Annotated in this window: 22 protein-coding genes and 1 pseudogene; 12 read left to right on the plus strand and 11 right to left on the minus strand. The window is 63.3% G+C overall.

All coding sequences use genetic code 11. The features are described 5' to 3' along the window. Window positions 1-98 precede the first annotated feature (98 nt). Window positions 99-251 carry a hypothetical protein gene (locus LZK81_RS05695; RefSeq protein WP_233955456.1) on the plus strand — a complete coding sequence of 51 codons (153 nt, stop codon included), beginning with the start codon at window positions 99-101 and terminating at the stop codon, window positions 249-251. A 52-nt stretch (window positions 252-303) separates the two neighbouring features. Then, entirely contained in the window at window positions 304-834 is a 531-nt protein-coding gene (locus tag LZK81_RS05700) for a dihydrofolate reductase family protein (protein ID WP_233955457.1), read from the plus strand. A gap of 75 nt (window positions 835-909) precedes the next feature. Here LZK81_RS05700 and LZK81_RS05705 read toward each other — a convergent pair whose 3' ends face one another. Continuing rightward, complete coding sequence (locus LZK81_RS05705) at window positions 910-1,668, minus strand: SDR family oxidoreductase (RefSeq protein ID WP_233955458.1); 759 nt, start codon at window positions 1,666-1,668, stop codon at window positions 910-912. A gap of 126 nt (window positions 1,669-1,794) precedes the next feature. Here LZK81_RS05705 and LZK81_RS05710 point away from each other — a divergent pair, with 126 nt between their 5' ends. Continuing rightward, window positions 1,795-2,190 (plus strand): winged helix-turn-helix transcriptional regulator, encoded by a 396-nt coding sequence (locus tag LZK81_RS05710; protein WP_233955459.1) that lies wholly within the window; start codon window positions 1,795-1,797, stop codon window positions 2,188-2,190. An 84-nt stretch (window positions 2,191-2,274) separates the two neighbouring features. Here the strand turns inward: LZK81_RS05710 and LZK81_RS05715 are convergent, their stop codons facing one another. Beyond that, the gene (locus LZK81_RS05715; RefSeq protein WP_233955460.1) at window positions 2,275-3,795 is read right to left on the minus strand and encodes an ABC-F family ATP-binding cassette domain-containing protein; all 1,521 of its coding nucleotides are present in this window, start codon (window positions 3,793-3,795) and stop codon (window positions 2,275-2,277) included. Between the two features lie 423 nt (window positions 3,796-4,218). Here LZK81_RS05715 and LZK81_RS05720 point away from each other — a divergent pair, with 423 nt between their 5' ends. Continuing rightward, window positions 4,219-4,524: an alkylphosphonate utilization protein gene (locus LZK81_RS05720; protein ID WP_046607178.1), complete on the plus strand. Its 306-nt coding sequence runs from the start codon at window positions 4,219-4,221 to the stop codon at window positions 4,522-4,524. A gap of 313 nt (window positions 4,525-4,837) precedes the next feature. Here the strand turns inward: LZK81_RS05720 and LZK81_RS05725 are convergent, their stop codons facing one another. Further along, a complete protein-coding gene (locus LZK81_RS05725; RefSeq protein ID WP_233955461.1) occupies window positions 4,838-6,412 on the minus strand; it encodes a helicase HerA-like C-terminal domain-containing protein in 1,575 nt (524 codons plus the stop codon). Between the two features lie 118 nt (window positions 6,413-6,530). Here LZK81_RS05725 and LZK81_RS05730 point away from each other — a divergent pair. The 4 genes and pseudogenes from LZK81_RS05730 to LZK81_RS05745 all read left to right on the plus strand — a co-directional run bounded on the left by LZK81_RS05730 (window position 6,531) and on the right by LZK81_RS05745 (window position 9,796). Then, window positions 6,531-7,515, plus strand: a pseudogene (locus tag LZK81_RS05730) (YihY/virulence factor BrkB family protein). A 90-nt stretch (window positions 7,516-7,605) separates the two neighbouring features. Continuing rightward, entirely contained in the window at window positions 7,606-7,992 is a 387-nt protein-coding gene (locus tag LZK81_RS05735; RefSeq protein ID WP_233955464.1) for a hypothetical protein, read from the plus strand. 175 nt (window positions 7,993-8,167) lie between these two features. Continuing rightward, on the plus strand, window positions 8,168-8,452 hold the full coding sequence (locus tag LZK81_RS05740; protein WP_233955465.1) for an acylphosphatase: 285 nt from the start codon (window positions 8,168-8,170) through the stop codon (window positions 8,450-8,452). Window positions 8,453-8,806: 354 nt separating this feature from the next. Continuing rightward, window positions 8,807-9,796, plus strand: coding sequence for a magnesium transporter CorA family protein (locus LZK81_RS05745; protein ID WP_370689850.1), 990 nt, complete (start codon window positions 8,807-8,809; stop codon window positions 9,794-9,796). A 252-nt stretch (window positions 9,797-10,048) separates the two neighbouring features. Here the strand turns inward: LZK81_RS05745 and LZK81_RS05750 are convergent, their stop codons facing one another. From LZK81_RS05750 to LZK81_RS05760, 3 genes are all read right to left on the minus strand, one after another. After that, window positions 10,049-10,876, minus strand: a complete 828-nt coding sequence (locus tag LZK81_RS05750) for an aldo/keto reductase (protein WP_233955466.1) — start codon at window positions 10,874-10,876, stop codon at window positions 10,049-10,051. Between the two features lie 104 nt (window positions 10,877-10,980). Further along, window positions 10,981-12,018 carry an aldo/keto reductase gene (locus LZK81_RS05755; RefSeq protein ID WP_233955467.1) on the minus strand — a complete coding sequence of 346 codons (1,038 nt, stop codon included), beginning with the start codon at window positions 12,016-12,018 and terminating at the stop codon, window positions 10,981-10,983. A gap of 24 nt (window positions 12,019-12,042) precedes the next feature. Further along, window positions 12,043-13,239 carry an MFS transporter gene (locus tag LZK81_RS05760; protein WP_233955468.1) on the minus strand — a complete coding sequence of 399 codons (1,197 nt, stop codon included), beginning with the start codon at window positions 13,237-13,239 and terminating at the stop codon, window positions 12,043-12,045. A 381-nt stretch (window positions 13,240-13,620) separates the two neighbouring features. Here LZK81_RS05760 and LZK81_RS05765 point away from each other — a divergent pair, with 381 nt between their 5' ends. Further along, on the plus strand, window positions 13,621-14,514 hold the full coding sequence (locus LZK81_RS05765; protein ID WP_233955469.1) for a LysR family transcriptional regulator: 894 nt from the start codon (window positions 13,621-13,623) through the stop codon (window positions 14,512-14,514). A gap of 160 nt (window positions 14,515-14,674) precedes the next feature. Further along, the gene (locus LZK81_RS05770) at window positions 14,675-15,010 is read left to right on the plus strand and encodes a hypothetical protein (RefSeq protein WP_046607185.1); all 336 of its coding nucleotides are present in this window, start codon (window positions 14,675-14,677) and stop codon (window positions 15,008-15,010) included. 54 nt (window positions 15,011-15,064) lie between these two features. Here LZK81_RS05770 and LZK81_RS05775 read toward each other — a convergent pair whose 3' ends face one another. Continuing rightward, entirely contained in the window at window positions 15,065-15,724 is a 660-nt protein-coding gene (locus LZK81_RS05775) for a glutathione S-transferase family protein (RefSeq protein WP_046627188.1), read from the minus strand. A gap of 137 nt (window positions 15,725-15,861) precedes the next feature. After that, window positions 15,862-16,599 carry a gamma-glutamylcyclotransferase gene (locus tag LZK81_RS05780; protein ID WP_046607187.1) on the minus strand — a complete coding sequence of 246 codons (738 nt, stop codon included), beginning with the start codon at window positions 16,597-16,599 and terminating at the stop codon, window positions 15,862-15,864. Between the two features lie 239 nt (window positions 16,600-16,838). Here LZK81_RS05780 and LZK81_RS05785 point away from each other — a divergent pair, with 239 nt between their 5' ends. Beyond that, the gene (locus LZK81_RS05785; protein ID WP_418936494.1) at window positions 16,839-17,726 is read left to right on the plus strand and encodes an alpha/beta fold hydrolase; all 888 of its coding nucleotides are present in this window, start codon (window positions 16,839-16,841) and stop codon (window positions 17,724-17,726) included. Between the two features lie 195 nt (window positions 17,727-17,921). Here LZK81_RS05785 and tam read toward each other — a convergent pair whose 3' ends face one another. After that, the gene (gene tam, locus LZK81_RS05790; RefSeq protein ID WP_233955471.1) at window positions 17,922-18,692 is read right to left on the minus strand and encodes a trans-aconitate 2-methyltransferase; all 771 of its coding nucleotides are present in this window, start codon (window positions 18,690-18,692) and stop codon (window positions 17,922-17,924) included. Between the two features lie 194 nt (window positions 18,693-18,886). Here tam and LZK81_RS05795 point away from each other — a divergent pair, with 194 nt between their 5' ends. Further along, complete coding sequence (locus tag LZK81_RS05795) at window positions 18,887-19,771, plus strand: branched-chain amino acid aminotransferase (RefSeq protein ID WP_233955472.1); 885 nt, start codon at window positions 18,887-18,889, stop codon at window positions 19,769-19,771. A gap of 33 nt (window positions 19,772-19,804) precedes the next feature. On the opposite strand, the gene LZK81_RS29405 is transcribed toward LZK81_RS05795, so the two are convergent. Together LZK81_RS29405 and LZK81_RS05800 are read right to left on the minus strand one after the other, a co-directional pair. Beyond that, window positions 19,805-20,059 carry a type II toxin-antitoxin system RelE/ParE family toxin gene (locus LZK81_RS29405; RefSeq protein WP_418936495.1) on the minus strand — a complete coding sequence of 85 codons (255 nt, stop codon included), beginning with the start codon at window positions 20,057-20,059 and terminating at the stop codon, window positions 19,805-19,807. 54 nt (window positions 20,060-20,113) lie between these two features. Continuing rightward, window positions 20,114-20,398 carry a ribbon-helix-helix domain-containing protein gene (locus LZK81_RS05800; RefSeq protein WP_233955473.1) on the minus strand — a complete coding sequence of 95 codons (285 nt, stop codon included), beginning with the start codon at window positions 20,396-20,398 and terminating at the stop codon, window positions 20,114-20,116. Between the last annotated feature and the right edge of the window lie 13 nt (window positions 20,399-20,411).

Consider the following 20,411-nt stretch of genomic DNA (forward strand, 5'->3'; position numbering starts at 1 on the left):
CCTCCCCCTTTTATGTCTCGATAAAACCGGTTGCAAAATGAAATTGGATTGATAAACTCCAACCAATTGCAACTCGCAACTGGTTGGCGGGGAAGACCATGACGGATCGAAACCTGACATTCCTGATCGTGCACGGGGCCTGGACCGGCGGCTGGTCCTGGGAGAGGGTGCTGAACCGCCTGCATGCCGGAGGTCGCCGCGCCTATGCGCCGACGCTGACCGGGCTTTGCGAGCGTAGGCACCTGGCGTGAGCACACTGCTGATCGAGGCGGCCTGAATACCCTGCAGTGGAGATCTTGCGACATGGCGAAGCTCGTCTTTGGAATGAACCAGTCCCTCGACGGTTATGTCGACCATCAGGAGATGTCGACCGGGCCCGTGCTCTTTCGTCACTGGATAGAGCACGCACGTGATCTGACGGGCAGTGTGTACGGTCGCCGCATGTACGAGACCATGCGTTATTGGGACGAAGACCGTCCCGAGTGGGATGCCGAGCGCCACGAGTTCGCCGCGGCCTGGCGGCGCCTGCCGAAGTGGGTCGTGTCGCACTCGCTGAAGTCGGTTGGTCCCAACGCCACGCTTGTCGATGATGACATCGAGGCGGTGATCCGTGACCTGAAGGATCGGCTCGCTGGGGAGATTTCTGTGTCCGGCCCGGACCTCGCGGCAAGCCTGACCGACCTTGGTCTTGTCGATGAATACCGGCTCTACCTCCACCCCGTCGTGCTTGGCCGCGGCAAGCCATTCTTCGCCGGCCCGCGGCCACCGCTCCGCCTTGTTTCCACCGATCGCGTCGGCGAGGACGTGATCAGGTTGACGTACGTTCCGGCCTGAACCACGCGCCTCGCCGGGCGGATTGCGCCGACGCGTCAGGTCCGCATAGGGGCTGCCGCCGGGACGCGTCCGCAGTCAGTGGCTCATCGAATTGATGCCGTTGAACATCGCGTCGAAATTGCCGTTCTCGACCGCATGACGCAGCGGCTTGCAGCGTTCGACGACGACTTCCTTGACGCCCGGCTGCAGCGTCAGGATGTCCATGACCTCCGAGATGAAATCGGCAAGCGGCATGGCGTTCGGGTCGCTCGCCTGGCGTTCGCCCATCAGGGATGTCTGCACATAGGGAGGCACGATCTCGATCACCTGCGGCCCCGCGTCCTTGAGCTGCTCGCGGATCGCCATCGAATAGGAATGGATGGCGGCCTTGGTGGCGGAATAGGTCGGCGTCAGCGCCATCGGAACGAAGGCAAGGCCCGAGGATACGGTCAGGATCGCCGCATCTTCCTGGGTGCTCAACTGCGGCAGCAGCGCCGCGATCAGCCGGATCGGGCCGAGCAGGTTGGCAGTGATCGTTTCTTCGGCGGTCGAGAGATAATCCGAGCCGGCGCCGATATGTTCCGGCACCATGATGCCGGCATTGTTGATGACGGCGTTCAGCGACGGATAGGCAGCCGCAAGGTCGGCCGAGAATGTCTTGATCGCGTCGGCATCGGCAAGATCGAGCACCATGCCTTTCATGCCGGGATTGGCGGCCGTCACCGCGTCGAGCGTCGCCTGGCGCCGCCCGGTGATGATCACCTGGTTGCCGAGCGCATGGAACGCCTCGGCGAGAGCCCGGCCGATGCCTGAATTGCCGCCGGTGATGAGGATCGTATTGCCGTTCATTTTCATGGTCGTCGCCTTTCCGTGTTGCGTGGCCGGAAAATACGGCTATCAATCTCTTCTCGGAAGAAGGCACCCAAAAGATTTATACACACCAAAAGGAGAGTGACTGTGGATCAAGGAATTCGACCGTCGATGCGGTCACCCTCAGGCCGTGAAGTCCCCGACGAGATCGATCCGGTACTGGAAGAACTGGTGCGCGGCATCATCGGCCAGGTGGCCGACAAGTGGACCATGCTGATCCTCGAAGTCCTGGAAGAACACGGCACGCTGCGCTTCACCCAGATCGGCAAGCTGACCGGCGGCATCAGCCAGAAGATGCTGACCCAGACGCTGCGGCAGATGGAACGGGACGGTTTCGTGTCGCGCAAGGTCTATCCGGTCATCCCGCCGAAAGTCGAATACAACCTCACGGAGCTCGGCCGAAGCCTCAGCGCCGCCTTCTGCACGGTCTGGGAATGGGCGGCCACCCACCACGCCGATATCGACGCGTCCCGAAAAGCCTTCGAGGAGCGCAATGGGAAAACCTGAGTTTCTCTCCTTATGGAGGGGAAGGAAGGTATGTCTTTATCCGGCCGCGAGCGGGGAAAAGGGTGAGGAGCAATTTCCATCGAGTCACCCGCGGCTCGCCGCGAAAAACTCCTCCGGCCCCTCCACCTCGACCAGCCGCCGGCCCTCCACCAGCCAGAAACGGGTGCCGACGGCGCGCACGAAACTGCGGTCGTGGGAGACCAGCAGGCAGCTTGCCTGGTGCGCCATCAGCTCGCTTTCCAGCGCCTCCTGCCCCTCGATGTCGAGATGGTTGGTCGGTTCGTCAAGCAGGTAGAAATTCGGCTCGCGCAGCCGCAGCACCAAAAGGCCGAGCCGCGCCTTCTGCCCGCCCGAAAGCTCGCCGACCGGCCGCGCCTGCATCTCCACCGTGATGCCGATGCCGGCGAGCAGCGAGCGGGCCTTCTGGTCGCCGATGTCGAAGCGGTGGATGATCGTTTCGTGCGGCGTCTGCCGGTCCTCGAGATCGGCGAGCGACTGGTCGCCGTAGCCGAGGATCAGCGTCGGTGTTGCCTTGATGCCGTCGATCGTCACGGAGGGTTCGGTGATCGCCCGGCGCAGCATCGTCACCAGCCGCGTCTTGCCGGTGCCGTTGCGGCCGAGCAACACGATCCGGTCGCCCTGGCAGATGAACTGCTTGCCGGTCTTGAACAGGAGCGTGCCGTCCGGCGTCGTCACCGCCGCATCCTCCAGTGTTACCAGCACCTTGGCATGGGTGCCGCGATTGGCGAGGCGGATGGCGCCGGCCGAGCGCTCAAGATGCGCCGGCCTTGCCGCGTCCTCCAGCTTCTCGGCGCGTTCTTTCAGCTGCTTGGTCTTGACGACCAGCAGGTCGCTGCCCGAATTGATGCCGATATTCTTCAGCTTCGCCGCCTGCCGGCGCAGCTGGTCGGCCGTCTTCATGTCGCGTTCGTAGCGCTTGGCATCCGCCGCATCCGCCTCGTCGAGTGCTGCCCGTGCTCTGGAATAGGGCAGGGAGAACCCTTGGGAGTTTTCCGGCCGCAGGAAAAGCGTGCGGTTGGTCACAGTGTCGAGAAAGGCGCGGTCGTGGCTCGACAGGATTACCGGCATGTCGCGGGGGAGCGCGTTCAGCCAGTCTTCCAGAAGCGCGATCTTGGCAAGATCGAGATGGTTGGTCGGCTCGTCGAGCAGCAGCGCGTCCGGCTCGGTCACCCAGGCCCGCGCGATCAGCGCCAGCCTTTGCCAGCCGCCGCTCAGCGCCGCAAGCGGCCGCTCGCGCAACGCCTCAGGCACGTCCATCCCTTCGAGCGCGACATCGGCGCGCCAGCTTTCGCTGTCGATCTGGTCGGCCGGGAGCGCCTGGAGCACGGCCTCGCGAAAACTCGCCTGCATCAGGGCGGGGGGCACGTTCTGCTCCACCATGCCGATCGTCAGTCCCCGGCTTCTGGTGATCTCGCCCTCGCTCGCATCGAGCGTGCCGGCGATGCATTTGAGAAGCGTGGACTTGCCGCGCCCGTTGGCCGCGACGATGCCGATCCGGTCGCCGGCATTGACGGTGAGGTCCAGCCCGGAAAACAGCGGGCTGGAGAGGGTGATTCCGAGATTGCGGAGGTTGATGAGGCTCATTGTCGTTCTCTGGTCTTGGCTTGCAGGCGCAGGACATCGCGGGCGCTCGGCCATCATCGACGTCATGCACCGCTTGCAACGTGTTCGGAAATCGCAGCGATGCACGAGCGGGCGCTCGGCGCTGCGGGCCACGAAGGGCAGACCAGGAAGGTGTATTTTAAGAGAAACGGCCTCTGGTCAGCCCTGCAAACGCATTTGCAGGGCGTCGACGGGACCACGTGTCCGGTAGTACCGGAAATAGAAATTGTGCACGTGACCCTCCTTTCTCTTGAAAAGCACATCGGCGAAATATCATCGCAGTCAGGCGAATGCAACCGGACCATGCTCGGCCGGCTTGTTGCCGTGGAGCTTGCCCGGGGCGGTTCGGCTGTTATAAGCGGCCATCGCCGACCGGCGAATTGTTGATTTTCAGGAGAGACGCCGATGGCAGCCGATGACGACGAATACGTCTATGACGAAGCGACCGGCGACTGGCGTCCGGCCTCCGAACTGGCTGCGGCCGCAGGTGCCGGTGCCGCCGAGGTTCGCGACGCATCCGGAACCGTCCTCAAGGACGGCGATTCAGTCACCCTGATCAAGGACCTGAAGGTCAAGGGCGCCGGCCAGACCCTGAAGCAGGGCACGGTCATCAAGTCGATCAAGCTGACCGACAACCCCGAAGAAATCGACTGCCGGCATGAGGCGATCAAGGGCCTGGTGCTGCGGACTGAGTTCGTGCGCAAGCGGTGATGATTGGGGTGTCAAGCCCGAGAGGTTCCGGGCGCGGCGCACCCCCCTCTGCCCTGCCGGGCATCTCCCCCTCAAGGGGGGAGATCGGCCAGAGGCGGCTTCGAATTCTCTTTTGGACGACGGCGCATCAGCCTTGGGCGACGGTGTATATCAGCGCTAACCCTCGACCTGGCTTCGGGCAGAGAGCGCACCTCACCCAATCTCCCCCTTGAGGGGGAGATGCCCGGCAGGGCAGAGGGGGGTATCACGGGCACAACGGCCAACTAGCAACCGAAATCCGACAAGCCTCCTCGCGAATTAGCCCGGCGAACCCCTACCGCTTCAAACTCCCCAAAATCCCGCGCACGATCGCCCGTCCCACCTGCGTGGCAACGGTCCGCGTCACACTCTTCATCGCCGCTTCGATGATCGTTTCGCGCTGGTAGCCGGAGCGGCGCGGCTGGGGGCGGCCCTGGTCGTTGTCGTCGTCCTTGCCGCCGCCGAAGCCAGGCAGGGTCCAGCCGGTCGTCTCGCCGGAACCGGCCGGCGGTGCGGACTGCAGTTCGTCCTGCGCCTTTCTGGCGGCGGCGGAATCGGCAGCCTGCTTGGCGCGTGCGGCGAGGATTTCGAAGGCGGATTCTCGGTCGAGGTCTTCGTCATAGAGGCCGAGCACCGGGCTTTTGTCGATAATCATCTGCCGCTCCTGGTCCGAAAGCGGGCCGATGCGGCCGGATGGCGGGCGCACCAGCGTGCGTTCCACGATGGAAGGCGCACCCTTGCCTTCGAGCGTCGAGACCAGCGCCTCGCCGGTGCCGAGATTGGTGATCGCCGTGGCGCAGTCGAAATCGGGGTTGGGGCGGAACGTATCGGCAGCCGTCTTCACCGCCTTCTGCTCGCGCGGCGTATAGGCGCGCAGCGCATGCTGCACCCGGTTGCCGAGCTGGGCGAGCACGGTTTCCGGCACGTCGAGCGGGTTCTGGGTGACGAAATAGACGCCGACGCCCTTGGAGCGGATCAGACGCACGACCTGCTCGACGCGCTCGGTGAGCACCTTTGGCGCATCGTTGAACAGCAGATGCGCCTCGTCGAAGAAGAACACCAGCTTCGGCTGTTCCGGATCGCCCACTTCCGGCAGTTCCTCGAACAGTTCCGAGAGCAGCCAGAGCAGGAAGGTCGCATAAAGCCTGGGGTTCATCATCAGCTTGTCGGCGGCAAGCACCGAGATCTGCCCGTAACCGCTGTTCGGGTTGATGCGCATGATGTCTGAAATCTTCAGCGCCGGTTCGCCGAAGAAATGCTCGGCACCCTGCTGTTCCAGCACCAGCAGCCCGCGCTGGATCGAGGCGACGGAGCTTTTCGAGATCAGCCCGAACTGGCTCGACAGCTCGCTGGCATTCTCGGCCATGTAGTTGAGCAGCGAGGCGAAATCCTTGAGGTCGAGCAGCGGCAGGTTCGCCTTGTCGGCGATCTTGAAGGCGATGTTGATGACGCCTTCCTGCGGCTCGGACGCATCCATCAGGCGCGACAGCAAGAGCGGCCCCATCTCGGCGATGGTGGTGCGCACCCGGTGGCCCTTTTCGCCGAACAGATCCCAGAAGATCACCGGGAACTGTTCGAAATCATAGTCCGCAAAGCCGATCTGCTCGGCGCGCTTCAGGAGGAAATCCTTGGCTTCGCCCTTCATGGCGATGCCGGAAAGATCGCCCTTGATGTCGGCGGCGAAGACAGGCACGCCGGCCTTCGAAAAACCTTCGGCGAGCACCTGCAGGCTCACCGTCTTGCCGGTGCCGGTGGCACCGGTGACGAGACCGTGGCGGTTGCCGAACTTCAGTTCCAGATATTCAGCCTTGTTGAGCGAATCGTCCGGCTTGCGGCTGCCGCCGATGAAGAGCTTTCCCGTATCGTCCATGCAACTATGCGCTCCCTGACCGCGTTCTCTGCCAACTGCTTATAGGATGTGCGGAGGCGCCGGGCAACGGCCACGAGATTGTCCGGAGCCCGCCCGCAATGGGAAGGCTGGGTATGGCATGACGATCGGCGAAACGGTCCCCGCATTGGAAAAGAACAGGGGCCGTGAGGCCGACTCGCCCAGAAGAAATCCCGGCCCGTGGGCTGAAGGATGTCTTCTGGCGCGTCTATGCAGGCGTCACCCAGGACCGCATCTCGCTGATCGCCGCCGGTGTCACCTATTATCTCCTGCTGGCGCTGTTTCCGGCTGCAAGCGCGCTCGTCTCCCTCTACGGTTTCGTCGCGGATCCGGTCGCGATCGTCGACCGAATCACCTTCCTGAGCTCCGTCATGCCGGCGGACGCCCTGAACATTTTTCTCGATCAGCTGCGGGCACTCACCACGGAGCGCAACACGACGCTGTCGATCGCCCTCATCGGCGGCCTGGCGCTGGCGCTCTGGAGCGCCAATAACGGCATGAAGGCGCTGTTCGAGGCGATGAACGTTGCCTATGGGGAAGAGGAAAAGCGCAGTATCGTGCGCCTCAACCTGATCTCGCTTCTCTTCACGCTCGGCGCGCTCCTGCTGGCGATCGTCATCCTGTTTGCCATGGGCATCGTGCCGGCGGTGCTGCGCTACCTCTGGCTCGACCGATGGACGGAAATCATCATCCGCATCGCCCGCTGGCCTGTCATGATGCTGTTCGTTACGGGTGGCATCATGATGCTCTACCGCTTCGGCCCCAGCCGCGAGCCGGCAAGACTCAAATGGCTCACCTGGGGTGCGGCATTCTCGACTGTTGCCTGGCTTGCCGCCTCGATTGCAGTTTCCTACTATCTGGGGAATATTGCCGATTACAACGCCACCTACGGCACGCTCGGCGCGCTGATCGGCTTCATGGTCTGGACATGGATATCGGTCATCATCGTTGTCGTCGGTGCCGAGATCAATGCCGAACTCGAACACCAGACTGCCCGCGATTCGACCACCGGAAGGCCGAAACCCCTGGGCGCCCGCGGCGCCTATATGGCGGACACGGTGGGCGAGCGTTCCGGTGAAGCGTGAAGCTCCGAGATGCGTCACGCGCCCTGTTGGCTTCGGCAAAGACTGCATGTATTACCTTGACGTGAACGTCAAAAACCCGAGGAGAGATTGATGAACGAACTGGTTTCCCGCGTCGCCGAAAATGTCGGCATTGCCCCTGACGTCGCCGAAAAGGCGATCGGCATGATGCTCGGTTTCCTGCAGCGCGAGGCCGATGACGGCGCGGTTGCCAAGATGATCGAGGCGATCCCCGGTGCCTCCGAACTGGTTGCCAAGTTCAATGGCGAAGGTGCCGGCGGCGGTCTCCTCGGCGGCCTGATGGCAAGCTTCGGCGGCGGCGTCATGGCGCTCGGCCAGCAGCTGATGTCCCAGGGCCTCGGCATGGGCGAGATCACCGGCCTTGCCAAGGAAACCATGGCGGTCGCCCGCGAACACGCCGGCGACGAGGTCGTCGATACGGTGATTGCTTCGGTTCCGGGCCTGAGCCAGTTCGTCTGATCTGCATCCTTCGGCACTTCCGAGCCGTCGGCCGCGAGGCCGGCGGCTTTTTTTGTCTTATCCAAAGCAATGAGACCGGCGAGAGGCCAATCGGGTGCCGTCGGCACCCTTTCAGGCTTGCCGTGGGTTTCGCACTCTCCATGTCAATGAGAGTTGCCCAGGACGGGAGGTTGCCATGTCCGATGATGACGATGCCGCCATGGTGCGGATAACGGGAAGGGTACAAGGCGTCGGTTTCCGTGCCTGGACGCGTGAGGAAGCGGAACGGCTGGGTTTGACGGGCTGGGTCCGCAACGAGCCGGATGGTTCCGTCCTTGCTTTGCTCTCGGGATCAACCGCCGGCATATCCCAAATGCTCGAGCGTTTCCGGCACGGTCCGCTCGGTGCGTCGGTCTCCGGTGCGGAGCGGCAACCGGCGATGCTCGCGGAAAAGCCGGTCGGCTTCCGGGTCACCGGATGATCCGGCCGATCGCTCGGTTCACCGGTTCTCGGCGGCCTATCTTCCGCGGTTATCCGGCCCGAAGCGGCGGCAGTTTTTTTGGGGGCGGCTGCGACAGAAAAGCCATTGACTTTTCGCCGTTTAGGGCACATTTCACGCGTGAGAGGCGCCTGTCCGGGTGTCCTCCTTTCAAAGGACAAATTGAGATGAACCCCGACAGTCGAAGTTCGACGTCATCATACCGACCCGTCTCTGCGGGGCTCTAGTCCTTCTTGAAGGATGCGCGCTCCGAAGGGACCGATGGTCCGAAAAGGAGCCGCCATGCTGCGCATCCATGCCTACGACCTTGATCGCCTCGTCGCAGTCGCTTCCGACATGCCCGCTCTTGCCGCAGCGCCGGTAACATCCGACCTGTCGGAACCGGTCACGCCCGCGCCCGCAACGCCCGCAGTCGTCTGGTACGACCTTGTCAGCCCCACTTCGGAAGAAGAGCGCATCGTCGGCGAGCGTCTCGGCATCACCGTGCCGACCATGGACGAGATGGAGGATATCGAACTCTCCGCCCGCCTCTACCAGGAGGACGGCGCCGAGTTCATGACCATGACGGTGCTGACCAGGCCCGATGCCGGCACGCCGCGAAAGGTTCCCGTCACCTTCATCGTCAAGGGCCAGGTCCTGGTCACCGTCCGTTATGCCGAGCCGCGCCCCTTCGATGCCTTCATGGCGCGCGCCCGCAAGCCGAACGGTGCCGGCCTGCATTGCGGTTACGGCGAGCTGATCATGACCGGACTGATCGAGGCGATCATCGACCGCATGGCCGATACGCTGGAACGGCTCGGCACCGAGATCGACCAGATTTCCCAGGAAGTCTTTTCGACCAAGGCCGCCAAGGCCAACAAGAAGACCCGCGACCTGCAGGACCTCATCCGCGAGGTCGGCCAGAAGGGCGAGTTCATCACCGTGGTGCGCGAAAGCCTCGTCAGCGTCTCGCGGGTGGTCGCCTATTATGCGGCCCTCGATGGCGTCGACCGCAAGCTGTCGAAGGAACTGCGCCAGCGCCTGAAACTGCTGCAGCGGGACGCCACCTCGCTCGGCGATCACTCGGCCTTCCTGTCCGGCAAGATCAATTTCCTGCTGGATGCGACGCTGGGGCTGATCAATCTCGAGCAGAACCAGATCATCAAGATCTTCTCGGTCGCCTCGGTCGTCTTCCTGCCCCCGACCCTGGTCGCCTCGATTTACGGCATGAACTTCGCCAATCAGCCGGAGCTGCAATGGCACTACGGCTACCACATGGCGATCGCCATGATGATCGTCTCGATGGCCATGCCGTATATGTATTTCAAGCGGAGAGGCTGGCTTTAAACAACAAGGAAGGCCTCCCGTTTTCTCGCGGAGGCCGCGGCTTGCTCCCTCTTCTCCCCAGCGGGGAGAAGTGCCGAGCATAAGCGAGGCGATGAGGGGGATGAGGAGCGGTCCGGCGAAGCCGGAGCAATCGATCCTCTGGATCGATTGCAGCGACGAACACGCGAACCGTAATGTTGAGCCAGAATGTGGCTTCGCCCCCCTCATCCGGCCCTTCGGGCCACCTTCTCCCCGCTGGGGAGAAGATAATCCTCAAACATCCCATTCCGGGGCCAGGTGCCCCGGATTGACGATGCGGCCGGTCGGCTTGGCGAGCTTGTGGATCGCCTGCATTTCTTCCTCCGAAAGCGCGAAATCGAACACGTCGAAGTTTTCTGGCAGACGCGAAACGGTTGCGGTCTTGGAAAGCGCGATGACGTCCTTCTGCTGGATCGCCCAGCGCAATGTCACCTGCGCGGCCGTCTTGCCGTACTTGGCGCCGATATCCTTCAGCACCGCGTCGCCCGGCACCGCACCGTTCGCCATCAGGTAATAGGACGTCAGCGACATGCCATGTTTGCGCACCTCGCCCAGAACTTTGGTCTGGTCGAGATAGGGATGGTATTCCACCTGGTTGGTGGCAAGCGGCGCGTCGGAAAGCTTTACCGCTTCGGCGATCAGCGCGGCGGAAAAATTGGAGACGCCGATATTCTTCACCTTGCCGGCTTTTTTGAGCGCGTTCAGCGCGCCCATGCGGTCGGCGAGCGGCATTTCGCTCTGCGGCCAATGGAGGAGCAGCAGGTCGACATAGTCTGTCTTCAGCTTGGCCAGGCTCTCGTCGACCGAGGCGATGAAGGCGTCATGCCCGACGCGGTCGACCCAGACCTTGGTGGTGAGAAAGATGTCGGCGCGCGGGATGCCGGATTTGGACAGCACGTCGCCGACGGCCGCCTCGTTCTTGTAGATCTGCGCGGTATCGACATGCCGGAAGCCGAGCTTCAGGGCTTCCGGCAGCACGCGGGCGACGTCTTCGTCGGGCATGCGGAACGTGCCGAAGCCGAGGGCGGGAATATTGGCGCCGTTGGCGCTGACTGTGAACATATTGAACTCCTATGGGAAAGCCCGGCAAACGGCCGGGCCAAATGAGGCCCGTATTACATGGACCGATTCTGTGACGGATCAACCACCCGAGTTTTCGGGTAACGTCAGCCGGCGATGGGCGGGTTGAGGCGGGCAAAACCCTCCTGTCGCCGATAGGGGAAATGCGGATAGGGGGCGGTCACGACGCTGGCCGCATCGAGCCTGCCGATCTGCTCTGTCGTCAGCGACCAGCCGACCGAACCGAGATTCTGGCGAAGCTGCTCCTCGTTGCGGGCGCCTACGATCACCGAGGAAACCGTCGGCCGGCTGGTCAGCCAGTTGATCGCCACCTGCGGCACGCTTTTGCCGGTTTCGTCCGCCACCCCCTGCAGCGCATCGACCACCCGGTAGAGCAGCTCGTCTTCGACAGGCGGGCCGAAATCCGCCGTCTCATGCAGGCGGCTGCCCTCCGGAAGCGGCTTGCCGCGGCTGATCTTGCCGGTGAGGCGACCCCAGCCGAGCGGGCTCCAGACCAGCGCGCCGAGCCCCTGGTCCTTGCCCAATGGCATCAGGTCCCATTCGTAGTCGCGGCCGACCAGTGAATAATAGACCTGGTTCGCCACATAGCGGGTCTGCCCATGCTTTTCGGCGGCGGCGAGCGACTTCATGATCTGCCAGCCGGAGAAGTTGGAAACGCCGATATACCGCAGCTTGCCGTCCTTGACGAGCTGGTCGAGCGTCGAGACGACCTCTTCCACCGGGGTCGAGGCATCGAAGGCATGCAGCTGGAAGATGTCGATATGGTCGGTGCCGAGCCGTTTTAGCGCAGCATCCACCGCGCGGATCAGGCGGGAGCGGGAGGAGCCCCAGTCGTTCGGCCCGTCGCCGGTCGGCAGGCTGGCCTTGGTGGAGATCAGCACTTGGTCGCGCCGGCCCTTGATCGCCTGGCCGAGCACTTCCTCCGAAGCGCCGTTCGAATAGACGTCGGCGGTATCGAACAGGTTGACGCCGGCCTCCAGGCAGATATCGACGAGGCGGCGAGCCTCTTCGACATCGGTCGTGCCCCAGTGGCTGAACAGCGGGCCGGAGCCGCCGAACGTTCCGGCTCCGAAGCTTAAGACCGGCACTCTGAGGCCGGATTGTCCGAGATTGCGGTATTCCATGGTCGTGATCCTTCGGTGTGTCGGTTATTCGGCCGGGCAGGAGAGGGCGGGTGCGCCGCTGACGGCGGTCTCGCGCCTGTCCAGCCGGATGGCGAAGAGGGCGACGGCAAGCGCCGCGAGCGGCACCAGGCCGGCGATCAGGGTGACCGAGCCAAGACCGGGGCCATGGTCGATGACCGCGCCGCCGAGCCAGGCGCCGATCGCATTGCCGAGGTTGAAGGCGGCGATGTTGAACGACGAGGCAAGCCCCTGGCCGGCACCTTCTGCCTTCTGCAGTACCCAGATCTGCAGCGGCGAGACGGTGGCGAACGCTGCGGCGCCGAACAGGCCGATGGCGATGACGGCAAGCACCGGCTGGTGGATCGCAGCCGTCAGCAACAGCAGCACGGCCGAGAGGGCAACGAGGCTGGCGACGATGGTCGGCACCAGATGGCGGTCGGCCAGCCAGCCGCCGGCCAGGTTGCCGATCACCAGGCCGCCGCCGAAGACGAGCAGGATCGGCGAAACGGCGGCTTCCGAAAAGCCGGTGATCTGCGTGAGGATCGGGGCGATATAGGTGAAGCCAGCAAACACGCCGACCCAGCTCAGCACGGTGATCAAGAGCCCAAGCAGAACCGGGCGGCGGCCGAGCACGGCAAGCGCACCCTGCGCGCTTTCCTCCGAATTGTCCGCGGCCTTGTCCTTTGGAACGAACAGCGCGATGACGGCGAGAGCCACGAGACCGATCACCGTCACGGCAAAGAAGGTCGAGCGCCAGCCATAGGCCTGACCGAGCCAGGTGCCGAAGGGCACGCCGAGAATGTTGGCGACGGTGAGGCCGGTGAACATGATGGCGATGGCGGAAGCCTTCTTGTACGGGGCGACGAGGCTGGTGGCGACCACCGAGCCGACGCCGAAGAAAGAGGCATGCGCGAATGCGGTCAACACCCGGGCCGCCATCAGCGTCCAGTAGTCGGGCGCCAGCGCACAGGCGAGGTTGCCGATGGTGAACACCACCATCAGGCTCATCAGCAGGGTCTTGCGCGACCATCTGCCGGTCAGCATGCCGAGAACGGGCGCGCCGACGACGACGCCGAGCGCGTAACCGGAGATCAGAAGGCCGGCGGCCGAGATCGATACGCCGAGATCTTTGCTGACGTCGATCAGCAGGCCCATGATGACGAATTCAGTGACCCCGATGCCGAAGGCACCGGCCGTCAGGGCGTAGAGAGCGAGAGGCATTGGTTGGGTCCTTGTCCTTGGGAGGAAGGAATTGGTGGTTGATGCACCGCAATATCGTCACCTCGGACTTGCGTGTGTAGCCGCATAAGCGGATAATCATTTGTGAATTGAAGTCACAAGTGATGGTTGATGTTCGAGCAAGACCGCCCCCCTCTGGCCTGCCGGCCATCTCCCCCACAGGTGGGGAGATCAGCCGGGCGCCTGCTCACCGCTCTACATTCGACGTCTTATGCTGCGCCTTCCGACTGAGGTGCACGACGCTTGTTTGGAAGCGACTGTCGCGCGACTTGTGATCTCCCCACCCGTGGGGGAGATGGCCGGCAGGCCAGAGGGGGGCGCCGCGGCACAACCGAAATGATCGAAATCTGAAAGCGAGCCCAAATGGACAACCGAGCCGGAGAAATGGAAGTCTTTGCCCTGGCAGCCGAGCTGAAGAGCTTTTCCGCCGCCGGCCGCAAGCTAAAGCTCTCCCCGTCCGCCGTCAGCAAGCTAGTCACCCGCCTGGAGGACCGGCTCGGCACCCGCCTGGTGGTCCGTTCCACCCGCATGCTGCAGCTGACGCCGGAGGGCGAGACCTATCTGGCGCGGGCACAGCGCATCCTTGCCGAGATCGCGGATACGGAGGAGATGGTTTCCGGCGGCGGCCGGACGCTGCCGCGCGGGCCGCTGTCGATCAACGCTTCGGTCGGTTTCGGAGAACGGTATGTCCTGCCGCTCACCTGCGAATTCCAGCAGCTCTTCCCGGATGTGCAGCTCGATATCACGCTGACCGACGACACCGTCGACCTCATCCGAGAGCGGGTGGATATCGCCATCCGCCACGGGCCGATGCGCAACTCGTCGCTGATGGCGCGAAAGCTTGGCGAGAGCCGCCAGGTGGTGATCGCCTCGCCGGGTTATCTGGAGCGTCACGGTGTCCCGAAGACGCCGGCCGAGCTGATCCATCACAACTGCATCAATTTCAATTTCCGGCGGTCGGTCGAAGGCTGGCCTTTTCGTGATCCGAAAACCGGCAGCCGGGAGCTGTTGCCGGTTTCCGGAAACCTGAAGGCGAGCAACGGCTCGATCATCCGGCAGTTCTGCCTGGATCACCTCGGCATCGGCCGGGTCGGGCGTTTCCATGTGGAGCCGGATATCGAGGCCGGCCGGCTGATGCCGGTTCTGGAGGATTTCAACCCTGAGGACATCGAGGAAATCCATGCGGTCTATGCCGGCCACGAGCACCTCGCCCTGCGCATCCGCACCTATATAGATTTCCTCGCGGCGCGGCTTTGACGCATATCGCGCAAAGGGCGCAGCGCCACCGGGTAACCATAAGTCGAACAAAGACCTTAATCCCGATCGTTCTGATCGGGAAAAGTGTCTTCTATGCCACAGATTCGCCTTGCTTTAGCCGATTTCCCTACCCAAATCCTGGGTTCAGGAGAATCCCGGCATGAGTGACCAACTGAACGACATCATCGCCCGTCTGCGGGCGGAGGTAATCGCCGATTCGTCGGAGTACCCACACTTGAACGTGCCGCTGGAAGACCTGCGGCTCATCGTCCAGAGCTTCGAAATCCTTCATGCGGAGAAGGAAGCGCTGCGCCGCCGCGTGGAACAGCACGCGGAAGTCGTAGAAGCCGTCGAAGTCTTTATTGCAGCTTACCGCGATAAATATAAGAACTATGGCAACGGCGGCGTTCGTCCCAGCGCCGTGCTTCGCCGCGAGGTACGGATGATCTGGGCTGCCATGAACGGCCACGTCCTGGCGACCGAGAGCACGTTCTGACCGTTCCGGGGCAGCTGGGCCGGGTCGGTACCCGGATAGACGGGCCGCCGGCCTTCAGTCCCTGTCCGGAGCGCCGAGCGGGAAGAACGCGCGATAGGGCCGGGCCTCGTCCACCGCGCGCGCAAAAGACGGCCGGGCGAGCAATCGGCTGCGATAGGCCCGCACATGGGCGAACTGCTCGCCGATCGGGTGAGTCCAGTCCGCATAGAAGAGGGCAGGGGCCGCGGCGCAATCGGCCAGGCTGAACGCATCGGCCGCCGCCCATTCCCGGCTCGACATCCGCTTGTCCAGCCAGCCATAGGCGGCATCCAGCATGCCGCGCGCTTCCTGCACGCCGTATGGATCGCGGTGCTCTTCCGGTCGGATGGCGTTGAAGACCACCTTCTGCTGCGGGGTGGAAATGTAGTTGTCGAAGAAGCGGTCCATCATCCGCACATCGAGCGCCGCATCCGCATCGTCGGGGATCAACTTCACCGGGCCGGGATAATGCAGGCCGAGATATTCGATTACGATCGACGCTTCGAAGACCCGTTTCTCCCCGTCGAGCAGGATCGGAAAGCGCTTCACCGGCCACATGCTGCAGAGGTCTTCGTAGGCCGAAGGATCCTCCGGCCCGAGCATGCGGGTGTCGAACTCGGTGCCGTTCTCATAGAGCGCGGTCAGCACTTTCTGGCAGTAGGACGAGAACGGATGTGAATACAGAACCGGACGCATGACGGCCTCCCATAACCGATTGCGAAGTGAAACTGGTTTATGGATAGTCTGGCTGATTGCCTTTTGCAATCGGTTTTATGTTGAGGCGATTTCGGACCTCTTCTGCCGAGATCGCCAGCCCCCTCTGCCCTCTCGGCTCAGGCCTCCACGGCGACGCCCTCCAGGCCGATCTTCTCCCGCATATGCATCGCCCGGATTTCCTTCGCCACCATCTCCTGCAGCCGCCAGAGATTGCGGTCGTGGATGCCGAATTCGGCGAGATGCACGACGGTATTGTAGAGATATTCGGCACACGAGCCGCGATGCCCGCAGGCGCGCGCCAGAACCTTCGCGACCTCGTCGAGCGGCAGCAGCGGACGGACGATGCGCTTGCTGGTGCCGCCGACCCAGAAGGTCAGCGCCCGCACGGTCTCGCCGGCCTGGGTCCGGACCGGCAGCCAGCGGAACGAGGTGAGGCTGTCGCGATGGCTGACCTCGCGGCGCAGCGCTTTTTCGATCTGGACGCGCTTGTCGTCGTCGGCGACCCGGTAGATCACCCCGTCGCAGCGGCCGCCGCGCGACAGCATCATCATCAGCCCCGGCTGGGCCGGCGAGCCGCGGCCGCGCTCGATCCGGAGCGAAAAGGAGCGATGCCAGCCGTAGGCGGCCGCCCGCTGGCAGGCGACGCTATCGAAGCCCGGCTTCCAGATCAGCGAGCCATAGGCGAACACCCAGAGCGGATCTTCGCCGATTTCCGCCGCCAGCCGATCGGCGATCTGGATGAAATCGTCGTCGGTCAGCGGCTCCCATGTGGCCGGCTGCCCGGGATCCACCTCCTCGCGAAAGCAAAGGTCGACCAGGTCCTGCGTCAGCGACAATGTGGATGGTTTCGGCATGGCTTCGAACGGCTTTTCGGGCAGGACGACGAAAACGGGAAGGGTCGAGAGTGCAAGCCGAACCGGCCCGAGTCAACCATTTTGCTGCGTTGCGGCTGCACGCCGGGTGCGCCAAGCTAGAGAACTACCGACGTCGCCGCGATACGAAAAGTCGACCTGGTGCCACGAAATGGTCACGGAACATTTCCAGCATGAACCTTTCTTGAAGGACAGGCAGCCAAGGAGCGATGATCATGGATATGACCACCGAAGCCCCGCCGGATCGCATACGGGTGAAACACAAGTGGCTCGGCCTCAACGGCATGAGGGTGTTTTACCGGGAGGCGGGCAGGGTCGGTGCGCCCGTGCTTCTGCTGCCGCACGGCTATCCCTGCTCGTCCTATGAATTCCGCAGGCTGATGCCGCGGCTTGCCGATCGCTGGCATCTGGTCGCGCCGGATTTTCCGGGCTCGGGCTATACCGACACGCCCCCCGGCTTTGCCTATGATTTCGATGGGTTCACCAGCTTTCTGGACGAGTTCACGCAAGCGCTCGGCCTCGACCGGTTCGCGCTCTACCTCCACGATTTCGGGTCGCAGATCGGTCTTCGCCTGGCGATCCGGCGCCCCGAGAAGATCGTCGCGCTGATCGTCCAGAACGGCGATATCTATGAGGACGCGCTCGGCCCCAGATATGCCGGCCTGCAGGAGTTCTGGCGCAACCCGACCGAGGAAGGCCGCCGCAAGATTGCGGGCGCTGTCAGCGAGGAGGGTTTCAGGGAGGAGTTTCTCAACGAGGTCCGGCCGGAGATCGCCGAGCGCATCTCGCCCGACCTGTGGAAGCTGCATTGGGCGCTGATGGACGAACGACGGCGGCAGATCGCCGTCGATGTCATCGCCGGGCTGCGCGAGAATGTCGCCTGGTTTCCGCGTTATCAGCAATATCTGCGCGACCGCCAGCCGCCGACCCTGATCGTCTGGGGGCCGCAGGACGGCTACATGCCGGAAAAATCCGCCCGCGCCTTCCTGCGCGACCTGCCCAGGGCGGAACTTCATCTTCTCGATGGCGGTCATTGGCTGCTGGAAACCAATCTCGACGAGGTCGCACCGCTCATCCGCGATTTCCTTGGTCGGGTGCATTCCGGTTGATGGCCGGCGGAGGAATTTGATGCGTTGGCTTTTTATCGCGGTGCTGTTGATCCTCATCGGCTGTGTATTGAGTATCGGTTGGATGAATGACCCCGGTAACGGCCGGATAGAAGCGACGCCACCCCAGCAGCAGAACCCGCTGGCCCCGCCTCCGGGCACCCCTTGAAGTCGCCGGGCACTCCTTGAAGCCGCCCTTCAGGCCTTGACCGCAATGACGAAGAACCGCGGGAAGCGCAACAGCACCCGCCCGTCGGCCATCGGCGGATAGGCCTTGGCGATGCGGGCGGTGTAGTCGGCCGCAAAGGCTTCCGCATGGGCAGGGCCGGCGGCGTCGAGATAGGGCCGCAGCCCGGTCGCCCTGACCCATTCGACGATCGCGGGCGCATGGCCAAGCGGGTGGTAATAGACCGTGTGCCAGACGTCGATCCGGGCGGATTTCGGCATCAGCCGGTCGAAATAGACGGCAGGCGGCGGCAGCACCGCGCGGCGCACCCGGCCGCCTTCGAAGGCCGCTTTCCACGGGCCGGCCGCGCCGGTCTCCTCCATCAGAACATGGCTGGGTTCGGAGAGGTTGTCCGGCATCTGCACCGCCAGCACGCCGCCGGGCCTCAGGTGGTCCATAAGCCGGGCGAGCACCGAAATATGGTCCGGCACCCACTGGAAGACCGCATTGGCGTAGAGCAGGTCGGCCGGCTCCCCCGGGACCCATGTATTCAGATCCGCGTTGGTGAATTGCGTGCCGGGCAGGCGCTTGCGGGCCGCCGCCAGCATGTTGTCGTCGCTGTCGAGGCCGGCGACATTGGCAGCCCCGAAACGCTCCGCGATCAGCTCCGTCGAATTGCCCGGGCCGCAGCCGAGGTCGTAGGCACCGGCAACCGAGCCGAGCGGTACCTGCGCCAGAAGATCGCGCGCCGGCCGCGTCCGCTCGTCCTCGAATTTCACATATTGCTCCGCCGACCATGCCATCAGCGTTTTCCTCGAGTGTTCGTTTCGATGGAACATGGCACTCCGACGCCCCGGTCTCCATGGGCAAAAATATCAATTTTTGTGATGATCCATTTCATATTATCGCTTGACCTCTGCGGCGGGGCCGGACTTCACTCACCCCGCAATTTTGAAGCGCCCAGACGAATGACCCCAGAATGACCGAGGAGATCGCCATGTCCGTCAACACCGCCCCCCGCACTACCACCTGGACGTTCGTGGATGGCGAATGGCTGGACGGCAATCCGAAGCTGATCGGCCCCACCTCGCATGCGATGTGGCTCGGCTCGACCGTGTTCGACGGTGCCCGCTGGTTCGACGGCATTGCGCCGGACATCGACCTGCATTGCCAGCGCGTCAACCGGTCGGCCACGAACATGGGCATGAAGCCGGTAATGCAGCCCGAGGAGATCGAGGCGCTCGCCTGGGAGGGCATCAAGAAGTTCGATGGCAAGACGGCGATCTACATCAAGCCGATGTACTGGTCGGAACACGGCATGCCCTACAGCGTCGTTACCGCCGATCCGGAATCGACCCGTTTCGCGCTCTGCCTGTTCGAGGCGCCAATGCAGACCGCCAAACCCTCGTCGCTCACCGTCTCGCCCTATCGCCGCCCGAACCCGGAAGTGGCGATGACCGGCGCCAAGACCGGCAGCCTTTATCCCAATAGCGGCCGCATGATCATGGAAGCCCGCAACCGCGGCTTCGACAATGCGCTCGCCCGCGACATGAACGGCAATGTCGCCGAGACCGCCTCCTCGAACATCTTCATGGTCAAGGACGGGGTGATCATGACGCCGATCGCCAACGGCACCTTCCTTGCCGGCATCACCCGCTCGCGCGTCATCAACCTCCTGCGCCGCGGCGGTTTCGACGTGCGCGAGACGACGCTGACGGTCGGGGATTTCATGGATGCCGACGAGATCTTCACCTCCGGCAACTATTCCAAGATCGTGCCGGTCAACCGCTTCGAGGAACGCCAGCTCCAGGAAGGCCCGGTCGCCCGCAAGGCGCTGGAACTCTACATGGACTGGGCCCGCTCCCCCGGCGACGAGGCCTGAGGCTTTCAGGCGGCGCAAGGGGCGAGGGGTAAGTTAGAGTTCGTCGTCCTCGAGATCGTCCGCGCCGCCGAGGCTTTTACCCCGATGTAGAATGCGCATGATCGTGACCACGTCAGCATCGATGCGAAAGACGATGCTGGCTTTCCGCTTGAAGCCTACGATACGGATACCGGACCCGAGCTCGTCGTGTCTCGTGCCGCGGGTGGGGAAGGTTTCAAAAGCCGCGCAGTGGCCGACGAGTTGGTTGATATACCGCCGTGCAATGGCGCGGCCGGCTTTCGGAGCAATATAGTCATAGAGTCAGGTCGGCATCCGCTGCCGGATCGAAAACGACCCGGTATCTCATTCGGGGAGGCGGGTGTCTTTGTCGCGCGCATCCATATGCGCATTGATGCGCCGACGGACTTCGCTGATCGGAATTGCCTTGGAAGGATCATGCGCCGTGACGGTCGGCATGACCTCATCCCGCAGCCAGCCCTCTATTCCCGCATCATGGTCTGCCAGATACCGCAATCCTTCGGCGATGACCTCGCTCTCGTCGGCAAATTCGCCCGAAGCGACCTTCTTTTCGACGAGTTCGGCCATCTCTTCCGGGATGGAAACGGTAATGGATCGGTTCGGGCGCATCGGTTGGTTCCTG

It is taken from the genome of Neorhizobium galegae (assembly GCF_021391675.1).
Classification (GTDB): Bacteria; Pseudomonadota; Alphaproteobacteria; order Rhizobiales; family Rhizobiaceae; genus Neorhizobium; species Neorhizobium galegae_B.